A 25,679-nucleotide genomic window follows, 5' to 3' on the forward strand; every position below is an offset into this window, starting at 1 on the left:
TCTGAAATCCGACCCACTCCACAGTTTCTGACTTGAATGTGTAAACGACATCGGAGATAACGTCCTCCATGCGGTCAGACCGCATTCCGGACCAGGGACGATCCGAAGCATGACGTGGTGAGGCAACCGCCCCACGTTCTCGTTCCTGCCGGTGCTGTGTTTGTCCAGGAAGGAGAACAGGGATGTTGGAACGACTGAAGACCATTTCGTGTGCCGCACTGGCGATGATCGCGCTGGGGAGCTTGGCTCCTTGGGCTGCGCAGGCGCAGGAGGTGCAGAAGAAATGGGAGAGCTACCTGTCGATGGGCCAGCCGCGAGCTACCGAAGCGGCGGTGCAGAAGGACATCAAGTCGCTCTTTTCCCAGTACGAAAAGGACAAACCCTTCGATTGGCATGTCAAACGCCAACGCGTCCTTGGAAAGAAGGTCATCTACGATTACCGGGTGAGACCCGAGAAGATCGTTACTACCGACTGGGTCTACATCCACTCAGGGCAGGAGTACTCATCCGAAGATCAGATTCGTAGCGTGATCCTCGCTACCCGCGTCAGCGACCCGCAGTGCCCGGCGACTTCACTCACGGAGGATCCTTGGGTGGAGCTCCTTGGACTTGGCAGGGGCGACGACGGTAGCGTCACCAACGAGGAGAAGGATTTCCATTACACCTTGAACTTCTATCATCAGAGCACTCAAGAATGCTCGTCGATAGTGGGGTGGGAGCGTGTGCGCCGGGCCAGAACGGCGCTTTGTCCGAATCGACCGTCCCTGACGTGGAATGAGGCCCTGCAGATGTGCTCTCTGGTCCAGCAGGACGAGCCGCACATGTCGCCCATGCTCTCCTACACAAGCGGGCCGCTGCCGCCGCAGCAGTGTCCTGTTGGTAACCCGTGTGATCCGACCACTGGCGATAAATCCCAGCCTGAGCCGGATTTCAACCTTGGATGGGTGAGCTTTCAACGCCACTATCACTCCCTGACGAGCACGGCGGGCGGCGCGTTGGGTACGGGCTGGACCCATTCCCACAATCTGCGGCTTACCGCAGGCGTAGACGATTCCACCTTCCCTCCCAGCTCCGAACTGAAAGTTGGGCTGATCGGCGCCGATGGCGGGCAGACCGCATTCCAGAAAGTGGGGGCAAGCTACGAAGCCATGGACGGAAGCGGCGATCGTGCGGTCCAGCAGGGCACCAACTGGCAACTTTCACGTGCCGGAGAGCGCATTTATTTTGATGCTGATGGCTTGATGCAGCGCCGTGATCTCGAAGACGGTACTTCGCTGACCTATGCACACGACAGCCGTGGCCGCCTGCTCAGCATCACCCATTCAACCGGTCGGCGCGTGGACGTCCAGTATCTCGCGCCGGGTGACGATTCGCTGATCTCGGCCCTGGTGATCGCCGGCCAGCCTGTGGTGAGCTACGCCTATTCCCCGGCCGGGGAATTGATCACTGCGACCTATGCCGACGGTGCCAGCCGTACGTATCACTATGAGGACGCCCGCTTCCCGGGCTACCTGACCGGCGTGACCGCCGAAGACACCCGGCGCTACAGCTGGTACGGCTACGACGCCAAGGGGCGGGTTACCTGCAGCCGCCATTCCGGCGATTGCAGTCAAGCCGACGTGGGCATTGATGGCGTGCGCCTGGAGTACACGCCGGCAGGCACCACCATCGTCACCGACGCACTGGGCAAGCAGAGCACCTACGCCTTGACCGCCAGCGGTACCAGCGGCCTTCCGCGCAAGGTCAATGGCATCACCGAGAGCAACGGCAGCATCAGTCGCACCTATCTGCCTGAGGGCACCGATTTCCGGCGTCGGCTTCAGTCGGTGACCGATCGCCGTGGCGTTGTTACCAACTACGCCTATGCGGAGGCCAGCGACGCTGTCGCAGGTGCTGTCAGTGTGACCACCACCACCGAAGCGGCCGGTACTCCGGACCAGCGCATCAGCGAAACGCGCGTGGCCATGGACAGCAATCGGCTGGTGCAGCAGACCGTCGGTAACCGTGAGGTCCGCGTCGCACGCAATGTGCGCCTCCAGCCAACCACCATCACCGTGCGCGACAGGGTGACCGGTGATACCCGCATCACCACGCAGACCTACTGTGAGGCCGAAGGGCCGGAGTGCCCGCTGGTGGGACTGCTGCGTAGCGTGGATGGCCCACGCAGTGATGTGGCGGATGTCTCCACCTATGCCTACTACACCGCGGACGACGCGGGATGCGCGGCCAATGGTGCCTGCAGTTATCGCAAGGGCGACCTGCGCAGCGTGACCAATGCGCTGGGCCAGACGGTCGAGACCTTGGCCTACGACGCGTTCGGGCGGCCGTTGTCGGTCAAGGATGCCAACGGCGTGGTCACCGATTACACCTACCATGCGCGCGGCTGGCCGACCTCGGTCACCGTGCGCGGTGCCACCACAGCCGAGGACCGGGTGACCCAGATCAGCTACTGGCCGACCGGCCAGGTGCAACAGATCACCGAGCCTGACGGCAGCAGCGTTACCTATGTCTATGACGCCGCCCAGCGGCTGACGGACATCGCGGACAGTGCGGGCAACACCATTCACTATGCGCTGGACAACGCCGGCAACCGCCTCAAGGAAGACACGCTGGATGCAGGCGGCACCCTGCGCCGTACTCTGGCGCGGACGTTCAACACGCTTGGCCAGCTGACCGCGCTGAAGGATGCGGGCAACCACGCCACCGGCTTTGCCTACGATGCCAACGGCAACCCGCAGACGATCACCGACGCCCTGCAGCGCGTGACCAGCCAGCAGTACGACCCGCTGAACCGCCTGGCGCAGACTCTGCAGGACGTCGGCGGCGTGGCGGCGGAGATCCGCAGCCAGTACAACGCGCTGGATCAGGTCACCCAGGTCACCGACCCGAAAGGTCTGCACACCACTTATGCCTATAACGGTTTCGGTGATCTGACCGGGCAAGTCAGCCCGGACAGTGGCGCCAGCAGCTTCACCGTGGACGCCGCCGGCAATCGCAAGACGGCTACCGATGCGCGTGGCGTCACCGCCACCTATCACTACGATGCACTCAACCGCCTGATCGGTATCGCCTACCCGGACCCCAATCTGGATATCGGCTATAGCTATGACGTGGCGCCGGCCGCCTGTGCCGCCGACGAACGCTTTGCCAAGGGACGTCTGGGGCAGGTGCTGCACGCCAATGGCAGCACCCAGTACTGCCATGACCGCTTCGGCCAGGTCACCCGCAAGGTGCAGACCGTCAATGGTGTGGCCACCACCCTGCGCTATGCCTACAGCAAGTCGGGGCGCCTGACTGCGTTGACCTACCCCGACGGCAGCGTGGCCGACTACGTGCGCGATACCCAGGGCCGCATCAGCCAGATCGGCCTGACCCGGCCCGGCCAGGCACGCCAGATCGTGGTGAACAACGTGACCTATGCGGCCTTCGGCCCGGCGACCGGCTGGACCTACGGCAACGGCCGCCAGCTGCAGCGTCCGCTGGATCTGGATTACCGCCCGCAGGCGGTACACGACCCGGCCGCAGGTGGCCTGTCACTGGGCTACGGCTATGACCCGGTCGGTTCGATCACCGAGCTGAAGAACGGCACAGGCTCGACGGTGCTGGCCAAGTACGCCTACGACGCGCTGGGTCGCCTGACCCAGACCCAGGACGGGACGACAGGCACGCCGATTGAAACCTATGCCTACGACGCCACCGGCAATCGCACCGCGCTGACCACCTCGGCAGGCGCCGCCAGCTACACCTATCCCGCAACCAGCCATCGCCTGACTGCTGTGGATGGCGAGGCACGCAGCCATGACGCAGCGGGCAATACCACCAGTATTGGCAGCAAGGCGTTCACCTACAACGATGCCAACCGCATGAACGCGGTGAAGCAGGGTAACGCCACACTGGAGAGCTACGGTTACAACCATCGCGGTGAGCGCGTGCTGCGCACCCCGGCTGGTGGCGCGGCTCAGATCACCTTGTACGACGAGGCGGGGCAGTGGCTGGGCAACTACTCGGCCACGGGCCAGGCGCAGCAGCAGGCCATCTGGCTGGACAACTATCCGGTAGCGCTGATCAACGTGCCGAGCGCCGGCGTGCCGGAACTGACCTACGTGCAGCCGGATCATCTGGGTACGCCGCGCGTGGTGATCGATCCGGTGCGTGATGTGGCGATCTGGGAGTGGAGCAACAAGAGCGAAGTGTTCGGCAACCAGATCCCAAGTGCCGATCCAGATGGCGATGGTGTGGCGTTTGAACTGGCGCTGCGCTTCCCGGGCCAGCAGGCCACGGATGCGAGTGGGTTGTTCTACAACTACCAGCGTGAGTATGAACCAATGGTGGGGCGGTACTCGCAGAGTGATCCGATTGGTTTGGTTGGAGGCATCAGTACTTATTCATATGTGAGTGGGAACCCTGCGTCTGCTTTGGATCGTCTTGGCTTACAGTCCGGTGCAGCTCGGGCTATGCGATTGCCACCTCCAGCGTATCGGCCTGGAAGTGGTTACCAGCAGTGGAATCCTGACCTCCCGGGCTATGGGGAAGGGCAAGCTCCTGCGCCATACATTGATATGAGTCCGATCCACTCGCCAATCGATGCTTTCATTGGTGCGACGGTAAGTTTGCCAGTAATCGTGGATGCTCTCGCCAACCTCTACTTCAGCAAGAAAAAGGACGGTGCGCGATCCAAGCCTACGAACTGTCCAGTAGGAACACTCCCTATAGACACGGCCAAAAAATCCTTCGGGCTTGATCATGGTGCCGTTGAAACCATTAAGGAAGGTTCCGCTGCTAGCCCGACGCACTGGACTGGTATAGCCCCAAATGGCGATATTTGGGTTGGGACGCAGGACGGCAAAGGTAGAATAGAGGGGAATATTAGTGATTATGGTTTTGGGAGGTGATGCGTGAGTGGTCTTTTGGTGAATATTTCACTTAGGTTTTTCCATCCCTCTGTTTCTGCTGAATCCATTAGGGAGGAAATTGGTTTGGAGTCCCGCTTTGCCCGCAGTGCAGGCGAGCCTAGACCAGCTCGGCAGGGTGAGGATCAGCAGCTCTATGAATTTACCTATCTATCTATTCCTCTCGCGAGGAAGGTGAATGTCGAGTTGGATGAGGAGATCTCCCGTTGGTGCGATTTTCTGATAAACAAGCGTGAGTTCATTGGCCACATCACAGATACGGGAGGGAGGGCAGAATTCTATATCAGCATCTTTGTGGGCGGACTTGGCGGATTTGAACTGGATCGTGCAGTTCTCACCAGAGTCACAACTTTGGGCCTCGGTTTGGCGGTGGAAATTTACCCGCCTTCGGGCGACGAGACGTAGAGCGCCTCGGGTGCGCGGTCGAATCGGCTGCATCGGGAATGTGGTCGGCAGAGGGGATGTCATCTATCTATCCCTGGATCCAGATGCGGTACTGGAGGAGGACGTCTGGGAACTGGCCGCATTGTTCAGGAGGTATCGGATTCCACTGGCCCAGCTGCGAACGCTGGAGGCAGGCAGGTACTCTCGAGCGCTGCGCGATGCCTTGCGCGAGTAGGGTGCCAAGCGGGAGGCAAGGTGCATGAGCTCCCGCACTCCTCCACAAAAGAACGCGATCGGGCTGCACGCCCTCGGAGAGGTACAAGATGAAAGCCAGGCAGATTCTTCGGTACGGGCTGGCCTACGCGGTGTCGTGTGGAGCACTCTGGCTGTTCCTGCACTTTGTGGGCAGGGCGCTTTACGCCTTCGACTCACATCAGGTTTTCTTCTGGCTGTATGCCGTCAGCCTTTTGTTGCTGGGAATCTGCGCACGGGTTCCCGCCGCGGGCCGCCTTACGATCAGGCGGCTTGCCAAGGGGGCTGGCTTGGGGCTGCTCGCGGGCCTTCTGGCCCAGGTCGTGGTGCTTGTACTGGAAGCCTATAGATTCAGCGGATTCAGCCCATCGCTGCTCTGGCAGGTACCGGTTTCGCTGACGGTGATGAGCGTCGTGCTGCTCACGCCGCTCTGGGGCGTAGTGCTGGTTGCCCTCACTGCCGAACACCGCCGCGACAACCACCCACGTCAGGCCTCGAAGCCATGAAGCACCTGAACGCCTTTTGCCTCGTGGTTGCACTGACATCCTGTGCGGCGCATCCGAACCGCACCACGAAGTGTCCGCCGGCCCATTTCACCTACGTCGGCACCGAGAGCGTCGACGGACTGACCTACGGGCGCTTCCAGGTCACCCACAATGCTGATCAGCCGCTTCAGCTGTGGGTGGATGAGAGACGCAGGTTGAACCCAAGGACCGCTCGCGCAGAGATGAGGCGCACAGGCGAGGATGCCTGGCGGCCTTACAACGTGATCCTTGAGGAAATCACACCGGGAGCGATCGGGCTGTCGATCGGGCAGGATGAACAGCAGAGCGTTCTGTTCGATGGTGATGGCCTGTTCCTGCCCGGCGCATCCAGCGCGGGCGCGAATTACTCCATCGTGGTACAGGATACTGCCGGTTGCGAGCATCGCTCGGCAACGTTCATTCCCTGACATTTCTGGCGGCGCGCCGGCCAGGCAACGAAGGAAAAATGGCGCGCCCGGAGGGATTCGAACCCCCGACCAATGGCTTCGGAAGCCACTACTCTATCCGGCTGAGCTACGGGCGCGTTGTAGAACCGCCGCGCCGTCGGCCAGTGCCGGGGCGGGCATCGCAGCGCCATGAGGCGGTGCGGGACCGGCATTCTATCCAGTTTCGTCGAACAAATCTCCCCCCACCGGCAAAGCCCTGCCAGAGGGGCAGGAGTATCCTATCGCCATGGCTGATACCCCCCTCACTTCGCCGCAGTCGCCGGCGACGCCGCGTTGGCGGCATTACTGGAGTCTGATGCGCGCTGATCGCCCGATCGGCACGTTGCTGCTGCTGTGGCCCACGTGGTGGGCGTTATGGCTGGCTGCCGGCGGCCTGCCGCCGCTGTGGACGCTGTTCGTGTTCACCGCCGGCGTGTGGCTGACCCGCTCGGCCGGTTGCGTCATCAACGACTACGCTGACCGCTGGCTCGACCCGCATGTGGAGCGCACCAAGGCGCGGCCGCTGGCCACCGGCGCGATCAGCGGTCGCGCCGCGCTGGCGCTGTTCGCCGTACTGATGCTGGTGGCCTTCGGCCTGGTGCTGACCCTGAACGGGCTGACCATCGGCCTGAGCTTCATCGGCGTGTTCCTGGCCGCCAGCTATCCGTACCTGAAGCGCTACACCCATCTGCCGCAGGTCTACCTGGGCATGTCGTTCGGCTGGGGCATCCCGATGGCGTTCGCCGCCGTGCAGGGCGAGGTGCCGATGCTGGGCTGGCTGCTGTATGCCGGCAACATCCTGTGGTCCACCGCCTACGACACCTGGTATGCCATGGTCGACCGCGAGGACGACCTGAAGATGGGCTCGCACTCCACCGCGATCCTGTTCGGTGATCTCGATCTGGTCATCCAGGGCGTGCTGTACGCGCTGTTCCTGGCCACCATGGCGCTGGTTGGCGTGCGCGGCGGGCTGGGTGGCTACTACCTGGCCGGCGTGGCCATGGCCACCTTGCTGGTGGTGTACGAATTCTGGATCTGCCGCAACCGCGAGCGCGGCCCGTGTTTCAAGGCGTTCCTGCACAACAACTGGGTCGGCGCCGCGCTGTTTGCCGGTATCGCCGTGGACCTGGCGCTGCGTTGACCCCAGGGGTTGGTAGAGCCGGCCGCTGGCCGGCTGCACCCGTGCGCGATCCCGAGTTTGCCGGCCAGCGGCCGGCACTACCGCCACCTACGACCAATAGGTGGCAGACAGCCCACACCCCACCGCCCAGAATCGGTCCATCGAACCTGGGAGGGTAGGCGATGGCCTCGACGGCAGCAGTACAGGACGGCTGGATGGCGCGCGCAGCGCTGCGCTCGGCCGCCTGGGCGGAAAAGTGGTTCCCCGATGCGTATGTGTTCGCGGTGCTGGGCGTGGTCATTGTCGCGCTGGCCGCGATGGGCTTCGGTTCGACCCCTCAGGCCACCGCCAGCGCCTTTGGTGACGGCTTCTGGAGCCTGATCCCCTTCACCATGCAGATGGCCTTCGTGGTCATCGGCGGCTACGCCGTGGCGACCGCGCCGGTGGTCGCACGCTTCATCGATTTCCTGGCCCGGGTGCCGCGCACCGGTCGCGGTGCGGTGGTGTACGTGGGCCTGGTCAGCATGCTCGCCTCGCTGCTCAGCTGGGGCTTCTCGCTGGTGTTCGGCGGCCTGCTGGTGCGCGCGCTGGCCCGCCGTACCGAACTGCGCATGGACTACCGCGCCGCCGGTGCGTCGGCCTATCTCGGCCTGGGCGCAGTGTGGGCGATGGGGCTGAGCTCGTCGGCCGCACAGTTGCAGGCCAACCCGGCCAGCATGCCGCCGGGCCTGGTGGAGATCACCGGCGTATTGCCGTTCACCGAAACCATCTTTCTGTGGCAGTCGATCGCCCTGACCGCAGTGCTGATCCTTGTCTCGCTGCTGATCGCCTGGCTGACCGCGCCTGCGGCCGGCAGTGCGCGTACTGCCGAGGAATTTCCCGGCGCTGCGCAGGCCGAGCCGGAACCGCTGCAGCGACGCACGCGCCCGGGCGAATGGCTGGAATACAGCCCGCTGCTGACCGTGCTGCTCTCGCTGCTGGCGTTCGGCTGGCTGTTCAACGAGTTCGCCAACAAGCCGGTGGTCACTGCCATCGCCAACCTCAACACCTACAACTTCCTTTTCATTTCGCTGGGCCTGCTGCTGCACTGGCGCCCGCGCAGCTTCCTCAACGCGGTGGCCAAGGCGGTGCCGAGCACCACCGGCGTGCTGATCCAGTTCCCGCTGTACGGCGGTATCGCGATGATCCTCACCCACGCCGCCGGTGGTGACGGGCAGACCCTGGCGCACCGGCTGTCGAGCCTGTTCGTGCACGTGGCCAGCACCGATAGCTTCGCGCTGGTGATGGGCATCTACTCGGCGGTGCTGGGCTTCTTCGTGCCGTCCGGTGGCGGCAAGTGGATCATCGAGGCGCCGTACGTGATGCAGGCCGCCAACGAGCTGAAGGCGCACCTGGGCTGGGCAGTGCAGGTCTACAACGCGGCCGAAGCGCTGCCGAACCTGATCAACCCGTTCTGGATGCTGCCATTGCTGGGCGTGCTGGGGCTGAAGGCACGCGACATCGTGGGCTTCACCTTCATCCAGTTGCTGGTGCACATCCCGCTGGTGCTGGGCCTGTTGTGGCTGCTGGGCATGACCCTGGCGTATGTGCCGCCGGTGATGCCGTGAGTGCAGGGCTGGCGTCCGTGCGCGAGCAGGACGCCAGCTCCGTTCAGCGCGTGTTTCCAGCAGAGCACGCCATGAATGCGCGCAGTCGCGCTGACGGCATGAGCACATGCCGAACCCATATGAATCCTTCATCGGCTTGTGCCGCAAGGGGCTTTGCCCGTTCATTCACGCGCGTACACACCAATGTAGCCGCCCACCAACGCGCGATTAACTCTTCGCTGCAGACGATGGTCCCGTCCACCGCATTCCGCGTGTGGCTTTGGAGATCGGACATGGCACAGCAGAACCAGAACCCGAACCAGAAGCAGCAGGGCCAGCAGAACCAGCAGGATCAGCAGCAGGGGCGTGGCCGCGACCAGCAGCAGCAACAGCAGCAGGAACAGCAGCAGCGCAACCAGCGCAACCAGCAACAGGGTGGGCAGGACGAGGAGGAGTGACTTCGGTACCCACTTCCTGTGATGCGCGAAGCCCCGCCCCGTGCGGGGCTTCGCTTATTCCAGCACGCCAATGCGTTGCAGCACCGGCGCTGCTGACATGTCGTTCGGGTTGGTGCCCGGCTGATCCTGCGGCACCTCCATGCCCATGGCGCGGTAGAGATCGACCCAGTGCCGTGCGATCTGCCCGGTCTTCGGGTTGCGGAAGTTCATCGGCTGCAGTGCGAACACATGGTGCGCACGGAACGCACGTTCGATGAAATCCGAACAGTAGTAGCTGTCCTCATTCAACACATACGACGTGTTGTAGGGCTTGCCCAGCATCATGCGTGCGGTCGCGATCGCATCCTTGATGGCAGCCTGCTGCGATGCGCGCAGCCGATAGACCACGACCTGCCGCTGCTTGCCTCGGGCGTCCTCGCGGAACTGATCCAGCGTCTGCCGGCGCGAGCCTTTCTCATCCGCATGCAGTACCTCCCAGCCGTCTGGCGCCGCAGCGACCAGGGCCACGTGATCGAAGCTGGGTGCGCCCTGCTTGCCGGTGGCATCGTCGATGGCCGCGCTCAGGCCGGCATGGCCGGCGGTGACGAACAGCAGATCGCCTTCCCGGACCTCCAGCGCGGCCGCACCACCAGGCCACAGCGTTGGCAGCAGCAGGGAGAGGGCAAGCAGGAATGCGCGCATGGGGCCAGGGTCGAAGCGTGTGCGGCGTAGTCTAACGGCGGCTGCGATGACGTTGATTTCAGTATTAGTGTGATATTGGTCACAATTCGACATGTCGGGATATTCCTGACAGCGGATGTTGAAACTGAATTGACCGAGGCATGGCTATCCTTGCCTCCCTACCGCGCCGGAACCGCGCGCGACCGCCCGGAATCAGGAGGATCCCGTGAACCAGCTCCGCCCCGTTGCCCTGCTTGCGCTTGCCCTGGGGCTTGCGCTGTCCGGCTGCAAGCCTGCGCCCCAGGCAGCCCCCGCTGACGCCGCCGTACCGGCTCCGACCAGCACGGCCACCGCCACGACGCCGGCCACGCCGGTTGCCGCGGCCCCGGCAGAGGCTTCTGCCAGCTGCCCCCATCCGGTCTTCGACGACTTCCTCAAGCATTTCGGCAACGAGATCGCGCTGCAGGAAACGTCCACTGCCGATCCGCTGCTGGACAGCCACATCGACAGCGAAGCCGAGCCGGAGCCACGCAAGGTGGAGGAGAAGGTGCCGCTTGCCAAGGTCGAATGGCCGGTGATGCCGGACCCGGCCACGCTGCAGCGCCAGGGCCGCGAGATGCAGGTCACCCGCCTGCCCGATGGCCAGGTACAGGTGCAGATGCGCACTCCCGATACCAGTGACCAGCAGATCTACACCTTTGCCCAGAAGCCGTGCTGGCAACTGGTCAAGCGTGAGGACGAATCGATCTGATCCCTGAGCGACCGCCTGCGAGCGGTCGTGTGATTCACCCAAGGAGCCCCGCATGCGTCTGTCTCCCGTTGCCCCCGTACTGGCCCTGATGCTTGCTGCCTGCAGCGGCCCTGACGCGGCTGCACCGGCGGCCCCTGCTTCCACTGACCCGGCAGCGACGCCGGCCGCGCCTGCGGCTGCCGTTGCGGACCATTCCACCTCTCTTACGCGCGACGAGACCGGCATGCATATCGATTGCCAAGGCACCCGCCTGCACCTGGCGGCCCAGCCCACCCAAGACACGGACGCTTCCCGGCTGACCACGCTGGAAATCGAAAAGGACGGCGCACGCCAGGCCATTGCTGCGCCCAAGGAGATGGACGGCTATACCGCCGTTGGCCTGGCCTGCGTGCAGGACCGCAGCGGTACGCCGTACTTCGTCGTGCAGTACGGTGAACTGCCGTTCGGCTGCAGCTTCTGCGAGTGGTACTACCTGTACGACGCCAGTGGCCGCCAGTTGACCCACAGCACACCGCCGCTGCGCGGCGCGGAAGGCGAGGAGCAGGAGCCCAACAACGACGAGTACGAGAAGTTGATCGACTCGCTCGGCATCAAGCACCCGGAGGTGAACTACATCGAAGACTGAGCGCAGCGGCAGGACGTCGCACGCGCGCTGTGAACGCAGCACTGCAGTACCGCAGTACCAGAAGTACCAGGAGCAGTACCCCTTAAGGAAATTCCCTTTTTCATAGAATGGATAGCACAGACATGGCAGACATCTACCAGGACATGGTCCAGCCCCGCGGGGCGGCCTACAGCAGTGACCGCATCAAATCGTGGAGCCACTACCGCGAGCCGATCGACCAGAGCGACGGCCGCCTGCATGGCAACTCCCGCCGGTGGGGCGATGCGACCCCGGAAGTACAGTCACGGGTGATCGACACGATCATCGAGTCGGCGCGCGAGAAGGGACTGACCCCACGCGAAACGGCGCACGTACTGGCCATCGCCCGCGTTGAATCGGGTTTCAACCCCGATGCCGCCGCTGGCACCACCTCGGCCTCGGGCCTGGGCCAGTTCATCGACAAGACCGGCAACCACTACCACCTCAACAACCGCAACCGCTTCGACGTCGGCGCACAGTCCGATGCACTGGTTGACCATTACATCGATAACCGCACGCTGGCGCACAAGCGCGGCCAGGGTGAGGAGTACATCTACAAGTACCATCACGACGGCCCGACCCGCGATTACGGCGGCCTCGCCCTGTCTGAAAAGAAGGTGATGCCGTACGTGGACAAGTACGAGCGGTTCGTGGAGCAGCGCCTGGGACTGACCCACGGCCAGTCCCAGGGCAGCCACGCGGCCCCCGCCGTAGCTGCGGCCACGCACGCGCAGGCCAAGCCGGCAGCGGCGCATGCCGAAGGCCAGACCCGCAACTTCGAGCAGACGATGCAGGTGATGCTGCCCCCGCAGAACGGGGTCAAGCCGCACATTACCGGTGAGTTCGGCGAACACCGCGCGCACAAGCCGCACGGTGGCACCGACTTCAACTATGTCGGCGGCCAGCACGGCCGTAATCTGCAGCACCCGACCGTCAACGCGCCGATCTCCGGAACGGTGACGTTCGTCGGTGGCGACTACGGTACGGTGAAGATCAGGGATGCACAGGGCAACTCGCACGAGATCCTGCACCTGCAGTCGACCCAGGTGAAGGAAGGCCAGCCGATCAAGGCGGGTGAGCCGATCGGTACCATGGGCGGGCGTGGCCCGGGCGGTGCGGGTCAGTATGCCCAGCACGTGCATTACCAGTTGAAGGATCCGCACGGCAAGCTGATCAGCCCGCAGGACTTCTGGGACCACGGCAAGCTGAAGGAAACCGGCAAGGGTGGCCATTCGCATGACGCCGACCACAACGGTGTGCTGCGCCAGGGGGCCAAGGGCGAGGAAGTGACTGCGCTGCAGAAGGAACTCAACCGCCTGGGCGTGCGCGACGGCCAAGGCAATCCGCTGAGCGAGGACGGCAAGTTCGGTGCCAATACCAGGGACGCACTGATCGCCTACCAGAAGCAGCACGGGCTCTCCGCCGACGGCGTGGCGGGTCCGGCGACGCTGGGCAAGCTGGCCGAAGGCCGCAGCCATGCCGAGGCGGCGCCGAAGGGGCCGCAGCTGGGCGACAAGGCGCATCCGGATACGCCGCTGCACAATGCGATCCGTGGCCACATGCCGGGCATGATCTCCAACGAGATGAGCGCGCATGTGACCGCCCAGGCCAAGGCCGCCGGCATCGATTCGCCGGAAAAGCTGCAGGGCGTCACCGTGCAGGATGGCAAGGCCTTCGTCGTGGGCACCGTTCCCGGCTTCCGTACTGCGGTGGACATGACCCAGGCGGCACCGAGCCTGCAGGAGACCAGCGCTGCAATGCTGGCCAAGCATGAGCCTTCGCAGCAACACGTGCAGGACGAGCAGCAGCGGGTGGCCATGGGCCGTTGACCGCTGCGTGTGAAGAAGTGTGTGGTATAGGAGGCCGGCCGGGGTAATCCGGCCGGCTTTTCCGTTCATGGGGCAAGGACATACACGGATGCCGTTTCGCATGATGCACAGCACCGCCATTGCAAGGCACGGCGTCCACATGAGCCGGGTGCTGCCGTGGCGCAACGCATGGCAGTGGGTAGGGCTGGCACTGCTGCTCTGCCTGCTGCCGCTGCCAGTGCTGGCGGCGGCCCCGATTCCGGCACTGGACGACCCGGTGGTGGACACCGCCAACGCACTGTCCGCCAGCACCCGCGCCACGCTGCGCGAGCAGGCATTGCAGCTGCAGGCACGCAAAGGCGCGCAACTGCAGGTGCTGGTGGTGCCCAGTGTTGGCGATGACGGCATCGAAGCCTATGCACAGCGTGTCTTCGACCAGTGGCAGCTGGGCCGCGCCGGTGTCGATGACGGGGTGTTGCTGCTGGTGGCGGTGCAGGACAGGCGCGTACGCATCCAGACCGGCTATGGCCTGGAAGGCACCATTCCCGATGCCTATGCCGCGCGCATCATCGACAAGGCGATCGTGCCGCGCCTGCGCGAAGGAGACCTGGACCAGGGCGTGCTGGACGGCAGCAGGGTGCTGGTGGCGCTGATCGATGGCGAGCCGCTGCGGCCCGAGCAGGATTCATCCGCACGCAACCTGTTGCCAGCGGATTGGCGTACAGGGGATTCGGTCGTTGCCCTGACGTTGCTGGTGGGGTTCCTGGCCGGTCTGTGGCGATCACCGCCACGCCTGCTGGCCACCAGGACCGAGGCCGAGTTCAGCGGTAAGCGCCGTGAGCGGCGGCGCAAGGCACTGGCAGCCAATGCGGCAATGCCCAGGCCGAATTGGCCGACATTGCCTGCCTGGGGCAGACCGTTGCTGGTAACGGCAGTGATGGCCGCTGGGTTGGTTTCGGCGACGCTGCTGCTGCCGCGGCATGTGCTGCCTGCGCTGTTCTTCGTGCTGTTACCGGCCGTACCGGTGGCGGCGCTGCTGGGGTGGTGCTGGCGTCGCAGCCGTGGTGTGCGCATCGTGCTGTCCGGCATGTTGGCCCTCAGTATCGGTTTCTTCATGGTGATGCTGGTTCGTGGTCAGTTGCCGCCCAGCCTTGCCCTGCACACGTTGCTGAACCTGGCGGTCGCCATTGCTGCCATGCTGGTGTTCTTCCTGGTGCAGGCCGGCCGCGCGCGCTGGCGGAAGAACCGCAACAGCTTCGCCGTGCGCCTGGTGGTGCTGGTGCTGTTGACCGGCGGCTATGCGCTGGGCGCGCTGCTGGCCATCGACCGGGCCGGCGACGAGAACGCACGCGTGTTGGCGACGATCGTGTCCTGCGCAAGCACGCTGTTCCTGTACTTCATCTGGGTGTTCACCCTGCTGCCCGGCGAAAAAGCACGCAGCGGACAAAGGTCGTCCCAAGGCTACCGTTCCTCGTCCAGCACCTCGTCGTCGAGTTCGTCCTCGAGCAGTTCCGGCGGCTGGTCCGGTGGCGGTGGTCGCAGCGGCGGTGGCGGCGCTTCGGGCAGCTGGTAGCTCAGGCCGCCCACACCCGCCAGCCCAGCGCCGCATCGCGCAGCTCGCCGCTGCCGCTCACATCACCCACCTGCAACTGCACGCCCTGCGCATTGGGCAGGTCTTTCTGCTCGGGGAACCAACGACGGTCGGCGGCGACGATGATCAGCAGGCCCTCGTCGTCGCCCACCGGTGCGAACTGCGGCGAAGGCGGGCTGATCGGCTGCAGGCCGAAGCGCTGGCTGCACTGTTCGCGCACCGCATCGACATCGTGGCTGGGCAGGCCAACCTCGCTCAGGCAGGTCAGCTCGCTGCCATGGAAAGCGCCAGCGCGCGTGCTGACTGGCAGACGGCGCCGGCCGATCAACTCGAGGATCAGGCCATCGGGACCGGTGAAGTACACCGACTGCGACTGCCAGCTGCTCTCCAGCGCAAAGTAATCCAGGCCCTCAGGATTACGTTGCAGCGGGGTACGTTCGCGCAACCAGGCCATCGCCTCGCTGAAGCGGTTGTCCGGTACGTTGAAGGCCAGGTGCACGCCACCGATGGGGTGATCACCCGCCGCCTGCAGTTCGATCGTGCTCCAGCCGATGTGCACATGGTTGCCGACCACGCGCTGCTGCAGCACATCGTGGAAATACGCGGCGACGGTGGCGACGTCGGACACCGGCAGGGTGAGGTGAAGCAGGCGCATGACCGATTCTCCATGGACGCGCTCACTGTAACGCTGGGGCCTGCCCGGCGGCCACTAGCGCAGTGAATGGTTGAAGAATCGTATTGCTGCGTCCACTGCCTGCGCGTGGGTCTGCGCCTTCGGCACCGACGTCCTGCACAGGTCCTGCAGCCGCCGCTGTCCGGTCGGGGTGCATGCGGCGAGGAAATCGTAATGGCCGACACCGGGCAGCGCCTGCAGTGCAGCGCCCGCAATCACCGCACGCGCAGCCTCGCCATTGCTCTGCGGTGGCGCAACCGTGTCAGCCTCGCCCAGTACGATCGACACGGGCTGTTCCAGCGAGGAGAGCTGCTCGGGCGCAAAGGCCTGCACGATTGCCGGTGCCAGCAGGAACACCGCGCGCACGCCGGGAATGGCGCGCGCGTCGTTGGCGTGGGACATCCACGGCGACAGCTCGGGCGACGCCGCAGCGGCAACACGCGCCTCCATCGTGTGCGTGGCCGCTTCCTGCTGGGGCCGGCAGACGCCGTCATCCGGATGCGCCGTGCAGAAGGCCAGCAGTCGCTGCAGGTCCGGTCGCGCACCGGCCGCCACCAGTGCGGTGTAGCCGCCGGCCGAGAATCCGGCGACCCCCAGGCGCTCAGGATCGACATGCGGGCCCAGCACCGGATCGGCCTGCACAGCCGCCAGTGCGGCACGCAGGTCATCGGCGCGCAGCCAGGTCAGTACGCTGCCGGGCAGGGTCATGCTGTCAACGCCGTTGTTGCCCGGATGATCGACTGCGATCACCAGATAGCCTGCCCGCGCCAACGCGGTGCCCAGCCAGCCCATCATGCGCGCGCTGCCGCCGTTGCCATGGGAGAGCAGCAAGGTCGGCAGGCGATCACCGGCGACCGGCGCATCCTTGGACGACCGGCCGACGTCGAACAGCGGCGCGTCGGGTGGACCGATGGTCAGCGCGGTTTCCCGGCTGCCTGCAGGTGCCGGATACCAGACCGTGTAGCGCAAGGCGTCGCGGCGCTCTGCGTCGCGCACGGCCGCGCTGGCCAGCGTCGTTGTGCCGTGGCGCTCGCCGGCCACCCCGCTTTCGCGAGCGGCGCCGGTGCTTGTGAACGCCATCAGCATCGCTCCCAGCACAGCAGCGGTCATGCGCATCTTCAACTCCTTGTCAGTGGGGACGGTCGTCGACGGGCAGCCAGATTTCCACGCCGCCCTGGCCGGTGTGCTCGTCGAACCGGGCGTCGTACCGCTCCAGATCCGGCGCATCGGCGAGGCTCAGGTTGGAAGCAGGAAGATAATGATCCAGCAACCAGAACCAGGTCGAGCGGATGGCCGAGATGTGCCCGCTGTGCCAGGCCACCAGGTAGCGGCGCGCCGGGATGTCCACGCGTTGCCAGCGCGCAGGCACGCTCGGCACCGTGCTTACCGGCAGTGCCGCGATGTAATCGAAGCCACCCTTGTCATCACTGTTGCAGCACACGCCGAAGCTGATCGGCGCCGGCATCGGCCATTCGCGGTTGAGTTGCGCCCACTGGCCGGGAATCGCGCCGCCACTGTCGCGGGTATGCCGCACGCCGATGCCGGCCACCTGGAACGCGGGCGTCTCGAGCAGGCGGGGGGCTTCAATGCAGGCGGACGGGGCCTCGTCCATGCGGATCGCCTGCACCAGCGCCAGCCCATCGGTGCCCTGTTCGCGTACGCGCTCCGGCGTCTGTCCGAACTGTTCGCTGAAGGCACGCGTGAAGGCGGCATGGGTGGTATAGCCGGCACCCAGCGCCACCTCCAGGATGTCGCCGGCGCCGCTGGCCAACTGCTGCGCGGCAGCGGTCAGGCGGCGCCCGCGCAGGTAGCGCACCACCGAGGTGCCGGTGCGGGCCTGGAACAGGCGCGACAGATGGAATGGCGACAGGCCCGCCGCAGCGGCAATGTCGGCCAGCGCCAGTGGCCGGTCCGCGTGGGTTTCGATGTACCACAATGCCTTGCCTGTCGCGCTCATCCTGCCGTTCCCCGGATCCAATGCCGGCACAGTAGCGGATCGGCAGGCGCGGCGTTTAGCAGTTCTTGCGCCTGTGCGGATTCAAGCTGTCGCACTGACGTCATGCCTCCTTCACAGATCGCGCCGAGACTGCGCGCCTTGTCCAGGCCTGCGCTACCCCCGCAGGTGCTGGCCCTGTCGCGTCCTCCCGGAGCCCTGCCGTGCATCGTTCGAAGCTTTCGCGTTCCATCCTCCTTGCCCTTTGCATGGCCAGCGCAGGAGGCGCGATTGCAGCGGAGGCCGATGCGGTCGATGCCGCCGGCGGCAGCCGCGCCGTGCCCACCCAGCTCGACGCGATGCTGGTCACCGGTACCCGCGCGTCCAACCGCACCCAGTTCGAAACGCTGGCGCCGGTGGACGTGTTCAGCAAGGAAGACATCAGGTCCGTCGAATCCACCGACCTGAAGGACGTGCTGGCGCAGCTGGTGCCATCATTCGTGGTGCAGCGCCTGCCGATGGCGGACGGCCAGGTGTTCGTGCGTCCGGCCACCCTGCGTGGCCTGTCGCCGGACCAGACCCTGGTGCTGGTCAACGGTCGCCGCTTCCATCGCAGCGCGCTGCTCGGCAACCGCGGTGCGCAGGCCGCTGATCTGGCACAGATTCCCACCAGTGCGATCAAGCGCATCGAGGTGCTGCGCGATGGCGCGTCGGCGCAGTACGGCTCGGACGCCATCGCCGGTGTCATCAACATCATCCTCGAGGATGGCCCGGGTAGCGAGATCACCGCCGGCTATTCGCAGTACGCGCAGGGCGACGGTGCCTCGCGCGACTTCAGTGCGCGCACCGGCTGGTCGCTGGGCGACTATGGCAGCCTGGTGCTGTTCGCCGAATCGTCCAACTCCGGCGCCACCTCGCGCACGCGCCAGCGCCCGGACGCGATCACCTTCCAGGCTGCACATCCGGAGCTGGACGTGCCCAATCCGGTGCAGCGCTGGGGCCAGCCGGAGCTGGAAAGCCGCCGCGTCGGCTTCAACGTGAAGGCCAATGCCAGCGAGACGCTGGAGCTCTATGCCTTCGGCCTGTACAGCCACAGCGATGGCGTCAGTGATTTCAACTGGCGCAACCCGGACACCACCACCGGCGCGTACCGCACCACCGCCATCTTCCCGGGCTGGAACCTGCGCTCGCTGTATCCGGTCGGCTTCAGCCCGCAGTACGGCAACGTCCAGAACGACCTGCAGCTGGTCGGTGGCCTGCGCGGCGAGATCACGCCCAAGCTGCGCTGGGATGTCAGCGCCTCGTATGGCCGCAACGCCATCGACTACAGCCTGAAGAACTCGATCAATGCCTCGCTCGGCCCGGCCAGCCCGACCGCGTTCGATCTTGGCCGCCTAACCCAGACCGAGAAGAACGCCAACGCAGACTTCAACTACGAGTGGGACGTGGCCGCGCTGTCCCAGCCGGTCAACGTCGCCTTCGGTGGCGAGTTCCGCCAGGAGACCTACCAGGTGCATGCCGGCGACCCGGCCTCGTACGCGGTGGGTCCGGGCGCTGCGGCGGGCCTGGAGGCCAATTCCAATGGCGCGCCCGGCTTCTCGGCCAGCCAGGCCGGGCAGTGGAGCCAGCGCAGCAAGGCCGCCTACGTGGACATGGAAGTACCGCTGGGCGAGCGCTGGAGCATCGGTGCAGCCGGCCGCTACGAGGACTTCTCCAGCTTCGGCAGCACGCTGGACGGCAAGCTCTCGGCGCGCTTCGCGATCACCCCGGACGTAGCCCTGCGCGGTACCGTGTCCAGCGGCTTCCGTGCGCCGACGCCGGCGCAGCTCAATACCACCAGCACCACCCAGGGGTTGGATACGCGCACGCTGCAGATCTTCACCAGTGGCCGTCTGTCGCCGAACGATCCGCTGGCGCAGCTGCTCGGCGCCAGGCCGCTGAAGCCGGAACAATCGCGTACCGCGTCGCTGGGCCTGACCTGGCGCACCGACCTGGGCCTGTCCGGCTCGGTGGATGTCTACCAGATCAAGCTCAGCGACCGCTTCAGCCAGTCGGCCAGTTTCGCCATTCCGGCCGGTACGCCCAATCCGCTGGGCTATACCTCGGTGAACTATTTCACCAACGACTTCGATACCACCACTACCGGCGTGGACGTGGTCGGCAACTACCTGCGCGATCTCGGCGCAGGCCGCATGACGCTGACCCTGGCCTACAACTACAACCGCACCCGCGTGGACAACGGCAGCACCTCGGTGGCCACCAACGAGACCCAGCGCGTGCTGTTCGAGGATCGCCTGCCCGAGCACAAGGGCAGCCTGACCGGAAGCTGGGACATCGGCGCCTGGTCGCTGATGGCACGCATGCGCTACTACGGCGCCTGGACCGATTCCAGCGGCAATGCAGTGGGCGATATCTACCAGCGCTTCGGCGCGATGAGCTTCCTCGACCTGGCCGTCGGCTATCGCATCAACGAACATCACAGCCTGCGTGTGGGTGCCGACAACGTATTCGACCGCTATCCGGACGAAGCCACCTTCCAGGCCAGTCGCGGCCTGGTCTACTCGCGCAACGCGCCGTACGACACCGACGGCGCCAACCTGTACGCACAGTACCGGCTGAGCTTCTGATGGACCCGGCCCGCCGCTCCCTGTTGCGTGCCGGCACCTTGCTGCCGGCCGCAGCCGCACTTTCTTCACTGCCGGCCATGGCTGCCACGCGTTACGCTGCGTCCATGCAGATTCCCGCAACGACCGTGGCGCCGGACGTGCTGGCCCGCGATGAAAACTACTGGGCCGCCGTGGCCAGCCACTTCGATGTCACCGACGAAGTGAACCATCTGGAGAACGGCTACTGGGGCGCGATGGGCCGCCAGACGCTGGCCAGCTACCAGCGCCACACCGCGGAAGTGAACCGAGGCAATGCCTGGTATGGCCGCCGTGAGTTCCCGGCGCAGTACATGGCGGTGCAGCGGCAGGTGGCCGAACTGCTGGGCGTGGGCGCCGACGAGATCGCACTGACCCGCGGTGCCACCGAGGCGATGCTGGCGCTGATCGGCGGCTACAACCGCCTGCAGCCCGGCGACCAGGTGCTGTACGCCGATATCGACTACGACAGCATGATCGGCGCGATGCGCTGGCTGCAGCAGCGCCGCGGCGTGCAGGCCGAGCGCATCGCGCTGCCGGCAGTGCCCGACCATACGCAGATCCTGCAGGCCTACGAGGCCACGTTCGCGCGGCTGCCTCGCCTGAAACTGGTGCTGCTGACCCAGGTCAGCCATCGCCATGGACTGGTGCTGCCGGTGGCCGAAATCGCCGAACGTGCGCGCGCACGCGGCATCGACGTGATCGTTGATGCCGCACACGGGTTTGGCCAGATCGACTACGCGGTGCCGCAGCTCAAGGCCGATTTCGTTGGCATCAACCTGCACAAGTGGATCGGTGCGCCGGTCGGCGTCGGCGCGATGTATGTGCGCAAGGGCCGCGTTGCGGACCTGGACCCGTACATGGGCGAGACCGACGATGGCCGCGTGGGCAGCCGTGTGCACACCGGCACGGTCAACTTCGCCGCTTACCTGGCGCTGCCGGAAGCGATCGCGCTGCACCAGCGCATCGGCGCGGCCAACAAGCAGGCGCGCCTGCGCTACCTGCGCGAGCGCTGGACCGTCCCTGCGCGGCAGATGGCGCATATCGAAGTGCTGTCGTCGCCTGATCCGGCGCTGGCCAGCGCATTGGCCAGCTTCCGCCTGCGCGGGCGCACCAGCGTGGCTGACAACATCGCGCTTCAGAAGCGCCTGCTGGACGAGCATCGCGTGTTCACCACGCATCGTGACGGGTTGGACTCCGGCGCCTGCGTGCGGGTGACGCCCTCGGTGTTCACCCGGCCGGCGCAGATGGATGCGCTGGTACAGGCGCTGGTGGCATTGGGGTAGTGCCGGCCGCTGGCCGGCAACCTCATGATCCGTGCACGCCGTTGCCGGCCAGCGGCCGGCACTACCAGGGCTACCGCTCGATCGCCGGCAGCGCGTCCGACAACAACAACCGGTCAATCCGCCGCAACGCGCTCTCCAGCTGCCGTCGGTCCGCCGCCAGCCCCAACGACAGCCGCACGCCGTGCTGATGCTGCACCCCGGGCGGACAGAACGCCGATGAAGGAGCGATGGCCAGCCCCTGCAGCTGCGCGGTACGCACCAGCGTGGCGTCGGTCCATGGCGCTGGTACCCTGCACCAGGCGTGCAGGCCTTCAGCGCGCAGCAGCAGCGACGGCGCCAGCAGGCAGCGGGCCATGCGCACGCGCTCGCGCGCCTCGGCACGCACCTGCGCCAGCAGCGATTGTGCCGAACCATCAAGCAACAGTTGGCTGGCCAGCGCCGACACCAATGGATGGCCCATCAGCCGCGTCGCCCGCAGCGCGGCGGTCATCGCCTCGGCATGCGCGGCACTCGGGCAGCGCACGAAGGCGGTGCGCAGGCCCGGGCTGATCACCTTCGACAGCGTCGCCACGTAGAACACATGGCGCGGTGCCAGCGCCGCCAGCGGTGTCGGTGCATCCTCGGCGAGGTGCCAGTAAGGATCGTCTTCGATCGCCAGCAGGCCTTCCCTCTCCAGAACACGCGCCAGCGCTTCGCGCCGCTGCAGCGGCAGGGTCAGCGCGGTCGGGTTCTGGCAGGTGGGGTTGAGATAGACCAACCGCGCGCCGCTTTCGCGTGCCAGCCGGGCCAGCGCATCGGGGCACATGCCGTGTTCGTCGCAGTCCACCGGCAACAGCCGCCGGCCAAGCGCCGCTGCGGCCTGCAGCAGGCCCGGATAGACCAGCGCATCGCAGAGGATCGCATCACCGTCGCGGCCCTGGCTGACCAGGATCGCGGCAAGCGCCACCTGCGCGCCTTCGGTCAGCAACAGGCTGGCATCCTCCACCGCGCCCAGCATCGGTTGCAGCCAGCGCGCTGCCGCGTGGCGGTCGGTGGGATTGCCGCCGCCCAGGTGGTAGGTCATCAGGTTCGGTGCATTGCTGCGCGCAAGCACGGCGGCGGCACCGCGGCGCAGCGTCTCGGCCAGCGCATCGGCATCGGGCACCGGCGGCACGTTCATGCTCAGGTCCACCACCTGATCGAAGCCGGCCTTGGGCGGTGCGATGAAACTGCCTTGTGGTCCGCGTGCTTCGATCAGGCCGCGTTTGCGCGCTTCATCGAACGCCCGCGTCACGGTCGTGAGGTCGACGCCGAGCTGCTGCGCCAACGCGCGCTGCGAGGGCAGTCGTTGCCCCGGTGCAAGACCACCGCGACGCACCGTGCGTTCCAGCGAATTGACGATGCGCAGGTAGATCGGCCCGTTGTGCGCGAGCACGTCCTGCACCCATTCGCGCGCTGCGACATCCGGTCGCGGCATGTACGGAGCATGTCGGGGCGTATCGTTGCTTCCAACGGCGGGAGCCTGTCCATAACCATCGGTCGGTTCGGACAGGTGACCGCCGTTGTTGTTTGCGGCGGCCACGCCACCCAGAGCCAGTGATATCATTGCGCGTCCTCAGCGCTTGGCCTGCCACGGGCAGTAACAGCCCACGGCAAGCAGTCCTTTCGGGCGCACGGATTCGCCGCGCACCAGTCTGTCCAGCAGCGGTTCGACGAAACTGTTGGCCGAGTTGCAGACCATGCCGATGCTGTACGGCCCGGCGTAGGCCAGATGGCCCTGCCGGTCCCAGATCGCCACGGCAGGGCTGGCCGGAATGTGCTCGATGCCATCGATGGTCGGCAGGTTGATCACCTTGTTGCGCAGCGGCTCGGGCAGTTCGCCCTGCGTGCCAGGGCGACGGATCGCGTAGAAGTCGATGCCGGCGCGGCGGTACATGCTGATCAGGTAGCTCAGGTGCGCACCGGTCTCGCGGTTGCACACGCCGCAGGCCGGGTCCCAGAAATGCACCACGCGGATGCGGCCGGTATTACCGGCCAGATCGGCCGGCAGGCGCAGCTGCGAGTCGTCGAAGACGATGGCCTGTTCGGTGTACGTGGACTGCGCGCTGTAGCCGAAGTACTGCCACAGCGCCGCCGCCACGCCGGCCATGAACAGGCAGGCGAGGGCGATCATCGTCGGCAGCAACCAGCGGCGACGCGGCGCGGCTGCGCCCATCAGGACGCGTCCCCGCCGAACTTGTGTACGTACTGCTTGCGCATCTCGCGGCAGGAATCGGCCTGCGCCCGGCGCTGGATCTCGCTACGCGACGGATCCTCGCTGCGCTGCACGCATTGCTCGATGGCGTGGCGTTCGGCGGCCTGCACATCCACGGTCTGCGGCTGCAGGCAGACCCAGGCCAGCGCGGCCAGCATCAGCACCACAAAGCCACCGCAGCCGGCCATCACCAGGTGGAACTTCAGTTTCTCCGCGCGCATCGAGGCACGTCCCTTCATCCATACATTGCATACAAAATATCATCTTGTATGGATATGGCGCCATGCGTCCGGTTCAGACGATGGCGTTGTGCCGGGCCTCGGGGGCTTCAGACAGGATTTCATTCAGCTTGGCCAGCGCCCCGGCGAGCGCACCCTGGTCAACCGCGCCGCCCAGTGACAGGCGGATCGCGTTGCCCGGAGGCGGTTCTTCCACGCTGAAGGCGTCGGAACTGGCGATGCCCAGCCCCTGTTCCTGCGCGGCCTGGATCAGCCGGTACTGGTCCAGCCGTGGCGGCAGCGGCAGCCACACATGCAGGCCGGCTGGATGGGCCTGGGCACGGGACGGCAAGTACTGCGCAGCAATCGCCTGGCGCTCGCGCAGCTCCTGCTGGAAGCGCTGCACCATGTCCTGGGCCTTGCCGCTGCGGATCCACTGCGAGGCCACCGCCACCATCGACTGGGTCGGCATCAGCGCGATCGCACGCAGGGCGTCCAGCACCGGTTCCATCGGTTCGCCGGCCGGCACCACCAGGTAGGCGGTGCGCAGGCCCGGTGCCAGGCACTTGGACAGGGTGGAGATGTAATACACCGGGCAGCCGGCGTCGCGGTGGGCGGCCAGCGGCGGTGCGGCGTCCCCGGCCAGCAACCAGTAGGGATCGTCTTCGATCACGGTCAGATCGTGGCGCTTGGCGACCGCCAACAGGGCCTGCCGGCGTTGTGCCGACATCGTTGCCGTGGTCGGGTTCTGGATGGTCGGTACCAGGTACAGCAGGCGCGGGCGGCGCAGCTGGCAGGCTTCTTCCAGCGCATCGGGCAGCATGCCTTCGGCGTCCATCGCCACCGGCACCACACCCCGCTGCAGCACGCGCGCGGCGGCCAGCAGGCCCGGGTAGGTCAGCTGCTCGGCGGCAATCAGCTCGCCCGGCTGGGTGCAGGCCAGGATCAGTGCACACAGCGCGGTCTGCGCACCGGGACAGATCACCACCTGGTCGGCGCCCACCGTGCCCAGCATCGGCGCCAGCCACTGCACCGCGGCGGCGCGGTCCTCGCGGGTACCGGCGCCGACGTGGTAGCTCATCAGTTCGCCCTGGCCCAGCTGCTGGCCCACGTGCTGGAAACCGGCCTCCATACCCTGCGCGAACGGCGCACTGCCCAGCAGCGGCGGGATGTTCATGCTCAGGTCCACCGAGGTGCTGCGGTTGCCGGCCGACAGCGCGATGAAGGTGCCGCCGGCGCCCTGCGCGTCGAGCAGGCCGGCCTGGCGCAGCTCGGCGAACGCCCGGGTAACCGTGGTCAGGTCCACGCCCACCTGCTGGGCCAGGTCGCGCTGCGGCGGCAGGCGGTCGCCCGGGCGCAGCACGCCGTCATCCACCGCCTCGCGCACCTGCTGGGCAATCTGCAGGTACAGCGGGCCTGCGCCCTCGCGGAAGGGGCGAACCCAGGTGCGATTGGGGTGTTTCAGGCGGCGGCCGGCGGCAGGTGGCGTCATCGGTCAGGTTTTTCCATACGTGCAGGTGCACAGGTCCATACAATGATGTATCTTGTATGGGCTTGATTG

21 protein-coding genes and 1 tRNA gene are annotated in these 25,679 nt (G+C 65.9%); 13 read left to right on the forward strand and 9 right to left on the reverse strand.

Going from position 1 to position 25,679, the window contains the following annotated elements; all coding sequences use genetic code 11:
- Nucleotides 1-182: 182 nt before the first annotated feature.
- The 4 genes from AC5P7S_RS00635 (at nt 183) to AC5P7S_RS00650 (ending at nt 6,498) form a co-directional block, all read left to right on the forward strand.
- A complete protein-coding gene (locus AC5P7S_RS00635; protein WP_242441386.1) occupies nt 183-4,892 on the forward strand; it encodes an RHS repeat-associated core domain-containing protein in 4,710 nt (1,569 codons plus the stop codon).
- Nucleotides 4,893-4,895: 3 nt separating this feature from the next.
- Complete coding sequence (locus AC5P7S_RS00640; protein WP_134955282.1) at nt 4,896-5,315, forward strand: DUF4279 domain-containing protein; 420 nt, start codon at nt 4,896-4,898, stop codon at nt 5,313-5,315.
- Nucleotides 5,316-5,617: 302 nt separating this feature from the next.
- On the forward strand, nt 5,618-6,052 hold the full coding sequence (locus AC5P7S_RS00645; RefSeq protein ID WP_005420072.1) for a hypothetical protein: 435 nt from the start codon (nt 5,618-5,620) through the stop codon (nt 6,050-6,052).
- A complete protein-coding gene (locus AC5P7S_RS00650) occupies nt 6,049-6,498 on the forward strand; it encodes a Rossmann-fold NAD(P)-binding domain-containing protein (protein WP_005420071.1) in 450 nt (149 codons plus the stop codon). The genes AC5P7S_RS00645 and AC5P7S_RS00650 overlap by 4 nt, the downstream gene beginning before the upstream one ends.
- 39 nt (nt 6,499-6,537) lie before the next feature.
- On the opposite strand, the gene AC5P7S_RS00655 is transcribed toward AC5P7S_RS00650, so the two are convergent.
- Nucleotides 6,538-6,614, reverse strand: a tRNA-Arg gene (locus tag AC5P7S_RS00655).
- Between the two features lie 149 nt (nt 6,615-6,763).
- On the opposite strand from AC5P7S_RS00655, the gene ubiA reads away from it, so the two are divergent.
- From ubiA to AC5P7S_RS00670, 3 genes are all read left to right on the forward strand, one after another.
- On the forward strand, nt 6,764-7,657 hold the full coding sequence (gene ubiA / locus AC5P7S_RS00660; protein ID WP_065186584.1) for a 4-hydroxybenzoate octaprenyltransferase: 894 nt from the start codon (nt 6,764-6,766) through the stop codon (nt 7,655-7,657).
- Between the two features lie 161 nt (nt 7,658-7,818).
- On the forward strand, nt 7,819-9,243 hold the full coding sequence (locus AC5P7S_RS00665) for a short-chain fatty acid transporter (protein ID WP_170944951.1): 1,425 nt from the start codon (nt 7,819-7,821) through the stop codon (nt 9,241-9,243).
- 272 nt (nt 9,244-9,515) lie between these two features.
- On the forward strand, nt 9,516-9,680 hold the full coding sequence (locus AC5P7S_RS00670) for a hypothetical protein (RefSeq protein ID WP_005414774.1): 165 nt from the start codon (nt 9,516-9,518) through the stop codon (nt 9,678-9,680).
- A gap of 54 nt (nt 9,681-9,734) precedes the next feature.
- Here the strand turns inward: AC5P7S_RS00670 and AC5P7S_RS00675 are convergent, their stop codons facing one another.
- Nucleotides 9,735-10,361 (reverse strand): YiiX/YebB-like N1pC/P60 family cysteine hydrolase, encoded by a 627-nt coding sequence (locus AC5P7S_RS00675; RefSeq protein ID WP_065186583.1) that lies wholly within the window; start codon nt 10,359-10,361, stop codon nt 9,735-9,737.
- A 205-nt stretch (nt 10,362-10,566) separates the two neighbouring features.
- On the opposite strand from AC5P7S_RS00675, the gene AC5P7S_RS00680 reads away from it, so the two are divergent.
- From AC5P7S_RS00680 to AC5P7S_RS00695, 4 genes are all read left to right on the forward strand, one after another.
- Nucleotides 10,567-11,091, forward strand: coding sequence for a hypothetical protein (locus AC5P7S_RS00680; RefSeq protein WP_005420058.1), 525 nt, complete (start codon nt 10,567-10,569; stop codon nt 11,089-11,091).
- A 52-nt stretch (nt 11,092-11,143) separates the two neighbouring features.
- Complete coding sequence (locus AC5P7S_RS00685; RefSeq protein ID WP_242441387.1) at nt 11,144-11,716, forward strand: hypothetical protein; 573 nt, start codon at nt 11,144-11,146, stop codon at nt 11,714-11,716.
- Nucleotides 11,717-11,838: 122 nt separating this feature from the next.
- Entirely contained in the window at nt 11,839-13,563 is a 1,725-nt protein-coding gene (locus tag AC5P7S_RS00690) for a peptidoglycan-binding protein (protein WP_095378919.1), read from the forward strand.
- A gap of 139 nt (nt 13,564-13,702) precedes the next feature.
- Nucleotides 13,703-15,115 (forward strand): TPM domain-containing protein, encoded by a 1,413-nt coding sequence (locus AC5P7S_RS00695; protein WP_095378982.1) that lies wholly within the window; start codon nt 13,703-13,705, stop codon nt 15,113-15,115.
- A 1-nt stretch (nt 15,116) separates the two neighbouring features.
- Here the strand turns inward: AC5P7S_RS00695 and AC5P7S_RS00700 are convergent, their stop codons facing one another.
- Genes AC5P7S_RS00700 through AC5P7S_RS00710 form a run of 3 tightly spaced genes read right to left on the reverse strand, consistent with a single transcriptional unit; the run spans nt 15,117 to nt 17,763 of the window.
- On the reverse strand, nt 15,117-15,788 hold the full coding sequence (locus tag AC5P7S_RS00700) for a VOC family protein (protein WP_065186580.1): 672 nt from the start codon (nt 15,786-15,788) through the stop codon (nt 15,117-15,119).
- Nucleotides 15,789-15,842: 54 nt separating this feature from the next.
- Nucleotides 15,843-16,922 carry an alpha/beta hydrolase family protein gene (locus AC5P7S_RS00705; RefSeq protein WP_095378922.1) on the reverse strand — a complete coding sequence of 360 codons (1,080 nt, stop codon included), beginning with the start codon at nt 16,920-16,922 and terminating at the stop codon, nt 15,843-15,845.
- 13 nt (nt 16,923-16,935) lie between these two features.
- Nucleotides 16,936-17,763, reverse strand: coding sequence for an AraC family transcriptional regulator (locus AC5P7S_RS00710; RefSeq protein WP_495213583.1), 828 nt, complete (start codon nt 17,761-17,763; stop codon nt 16,936-16,938).
- 200 nt (nt 17,764-17,963) lie between these two features.
- Between AC5P7S_RS00710 and AC5P7S_RS00715 the strand changes: the two genes are divergently transcribed.
- Together AC5P7S_RS00715 and AC5P7S_RS00720 are read left to right on the forward strand one after the other, a co-directional pair.
- Nucleotides 17,964-20,366 carry a TonB-dependent receptor plug domain-containing protein gene (locus AC5P7S_RS00715; RefSeq protein ID WP_095378927.1) on the forward strand — a complete coding sequence of 801 codons (2,403 nt, stop codon included), beginning with the start codon at nt 17,964-17,966 and terminating at the stop codon, nt 20,364-20,366.
- Entirely contained in the window at nt 20,366-21,667 is a 1,302-nt protein-coding gene (locus tag AC5P7S_RS00720; protein ID WP_095378930.1) for an aminotransferase class V-fold PLP-dependent enzyme, read from the forward strand. The genes AC5P7S_RS00715 and AC5P7S_RS00720 overlap by 1 nt, the downstream gene beginning before the upstream one ends.
- Nucleotides 21,668-21,737: 70 nt before the next feature.
- Here the strand turns inward: AC5P7S_RS00720 and AC5P7S_RS00725 are convergent, their stop codons facing one another.
- Genes AC5P7S_RS00725 through AC5P7S_RS00740 form a run of 4 tightly spaced genes read right to left on the reverse strand, consistent with a single transcriptional unit; the run spans nt 21,738 to nt 25,610 of the window.
- Nucleotides 21,738-23,252 (reverse strand): aminotransferase-like domain-containing protein, encoded by a 1,515-nt coding sequence (locus AC5P7S_RS00725; RefSeq protein ID WP_095378931.1) that lies wholly within the window; start codon nt 23,250-23,252, stop codon nt 21,738-21,740.
- A gap of 9 nt (nt 23,253-23,261) precedes the next feature.
- Nucleotides 23,262-23,861 carry a DUF6436 domain-containing protein gene (locus AC5P7S_RS00730; protein ID WP_005420043.1) on the reverse strand — a complete coding sequence of 200 codons (600 nt, stop codon included), beginning with the start codon at nt 23,859-23,861 and terminating at the stop codon, nt 23,262-23,264.
- Complete coding sequence (locus AC5P7S_RS00735) at nt 23,861-24,139, reverse strand: hypothetical protein (RefSeq protein ID WP_005420041.1); 279 nt, start codon at nt 24,137-24,139, stop codon at nt 23,861-23,863. Before AC5P7S_RS00735 ends, AC5P7S_RS00730 begins: the two co-directional genes overlap by 1 nt.
- Before the next feature lie 55 nt (nt 24,140-24,194).
- Nucleotides 24,195-25,610 carry an aminotransferase-like domain-containing protein gene (locus tag AC5P7S_RS00740; RefSeq protein WP_065179383.1) on the reverse strand — a complete coding sequence of 472 codons (1,416 nt, stop codon included), beginning with the start codon at nt 25,608-25,610 and terminating at the stop codon, nt 24,195-24,197.
- Nucleotides 25,611-25,679 lie beyond the last annotated feature (69 nt).

It is taken from the genome of Stenotrophomonas sp. YJH_SMC_32, assembly GCF_059369975.1.

What these genes read in the sequence shown, in the direction of transcription:
- AC5P7S_RS00685 (WP_242441387.1), top strand. Translation starts at nt 11,144, where the DNA reads ATGCGTCTGTCTCCCGTTGCCCCCGTACTGGCCCTGATGCTTGCTGCC.
- AC5P7S_RS00665 (WP_170944951.1), top strand. Translation starts at nt 7,819, where the DNA reads ATGGCCTCGACGGCAGCAGTACAGGACGGCTGGATGGCGCGCGCAGCG.
- AC5P7S_RS00670 (WP_005414774.1), top strand. Translation starts at nt 9,516, where the DNA reads ATGGCACAGCAGAACCAGAACCCGAACCAGAAGCAGCAGGGCCAGCAG.
- AC5P7S_RS00710 (WP_495213583.1), bottom strand. Translation starts at nt 17,763, where the DNA reads ATGAGCGCGACAGGCAAGGCATTGTGGTACATCGAAACCCACGCGGAC.
- AC5P7S_RS00695 (WP_095378982.1), top strand. Translation starts at nt 13,703, where the DNA reads ATGAGCCGGGTGCTGCCGTGGCGCAACGCATGGCAGTGGGTAGGGCTG.
- AC5P7S_RS00720 (WP_095378930.1), top strand. Translation starts at nt 20,366, where the DNA reads ATGGACCCGGCCCGCCGCTCCCTGTTGCGTGCCGGCACCTTGCTGCCG.
- AC5P7S_RS00635 (WP_242441386.1), top strand. Translation starts at nt 183, where the DNA reads ATGTTGGAACGACTGAAGACCATTTCGTGTGCCGCACTGGCGATGATC.
- AC5P7S_RS00650 (WP_005420071.1), top strand. Translation starts at nt 6,049, where the DNA reads ATGAAGCACCTGAACGCCTTTTGCCTCGTGGTTGCACTGACATCCTGT.
- AC5P7S_RS00730 (WP_005420043.1), bottom strand. Translation starts at nt 23,861, where the DNA reads ATGGGCGCAGCCGCGCCGCGTCGCCGCTGGTTGCTGCCGACGATGATC.
- AC5P7S_RS00675 (WP_065186583.1), bottom strand. Translation starts at nt 10,361, where the DNA reads ATGCGCGCATTCCTGCTTGCCCTCTCCCTGCTGCTGCCAACGCTGTGG.
- AC5P7S_RS00735 (WP_005420041.1), bottom strand. Translation starts at nt 24,139, where the DNA reads ATGAAGGGACGTGCCTCGATGCGCGCGGAGAAACTGAAGTTCCACCTG.
- AC5P7S_RS00740 (WP_065179383.1), bottom strand. Translation starts at nt 25,610, where the DNA reads ATGACGCCACCTGCCGCCGGCCGCCGCCTGAAACACCCCAATCGCACC.
- AC5P7S_RS00690 (WP_095378919.1), top strand. Translation starts at nt 11,839, where the DNA reads ATGGCAGACATCTACCAGGACATGGTCCAGCCCCGCGGGGCGGCCTAC.
- AC5P7S_RS00705 (WP_095378922.1), bottom strand. Translation starts at nt 16,922, where the DNA reads ATGCGCATGACCGCTGCTGTGCTGGGAGCGATGCTGATGGCGTTCACA.
- ubiA (WP_065186584.1), top strand. Translation starts at nt 6,764, where the DNA reads ATGGCTGATACCCCCCTCACTTCGCCGCAGTCGCCGGCGACGCCGCGT.
- AC5P7S_RS00645 (WP_005420072.1), top strand. Translation starts at nt 5,618, where the DNA reads ATGAAAGCCAGGCAGATTCTTCGGTACGGGCTGGCCTACGCGGTGTCG.
- AC5P7S_RS00700 (WP_065186580.1), bottom strand. Translation starts at nt 15,788, where the DNA reads ATGCGCCTGCTTCACCTCACCCTGCCGGTGTCCGACGTCGCCACCGTC.
- AC5P7S_RS00725 (WP_095378931.1), bottom strand. Translation starts at nt 23,252, where the DNA reads ATGATATCACTGGCTCTGGGTGGCGTGGCCGCCGCAAACAACAACGGC.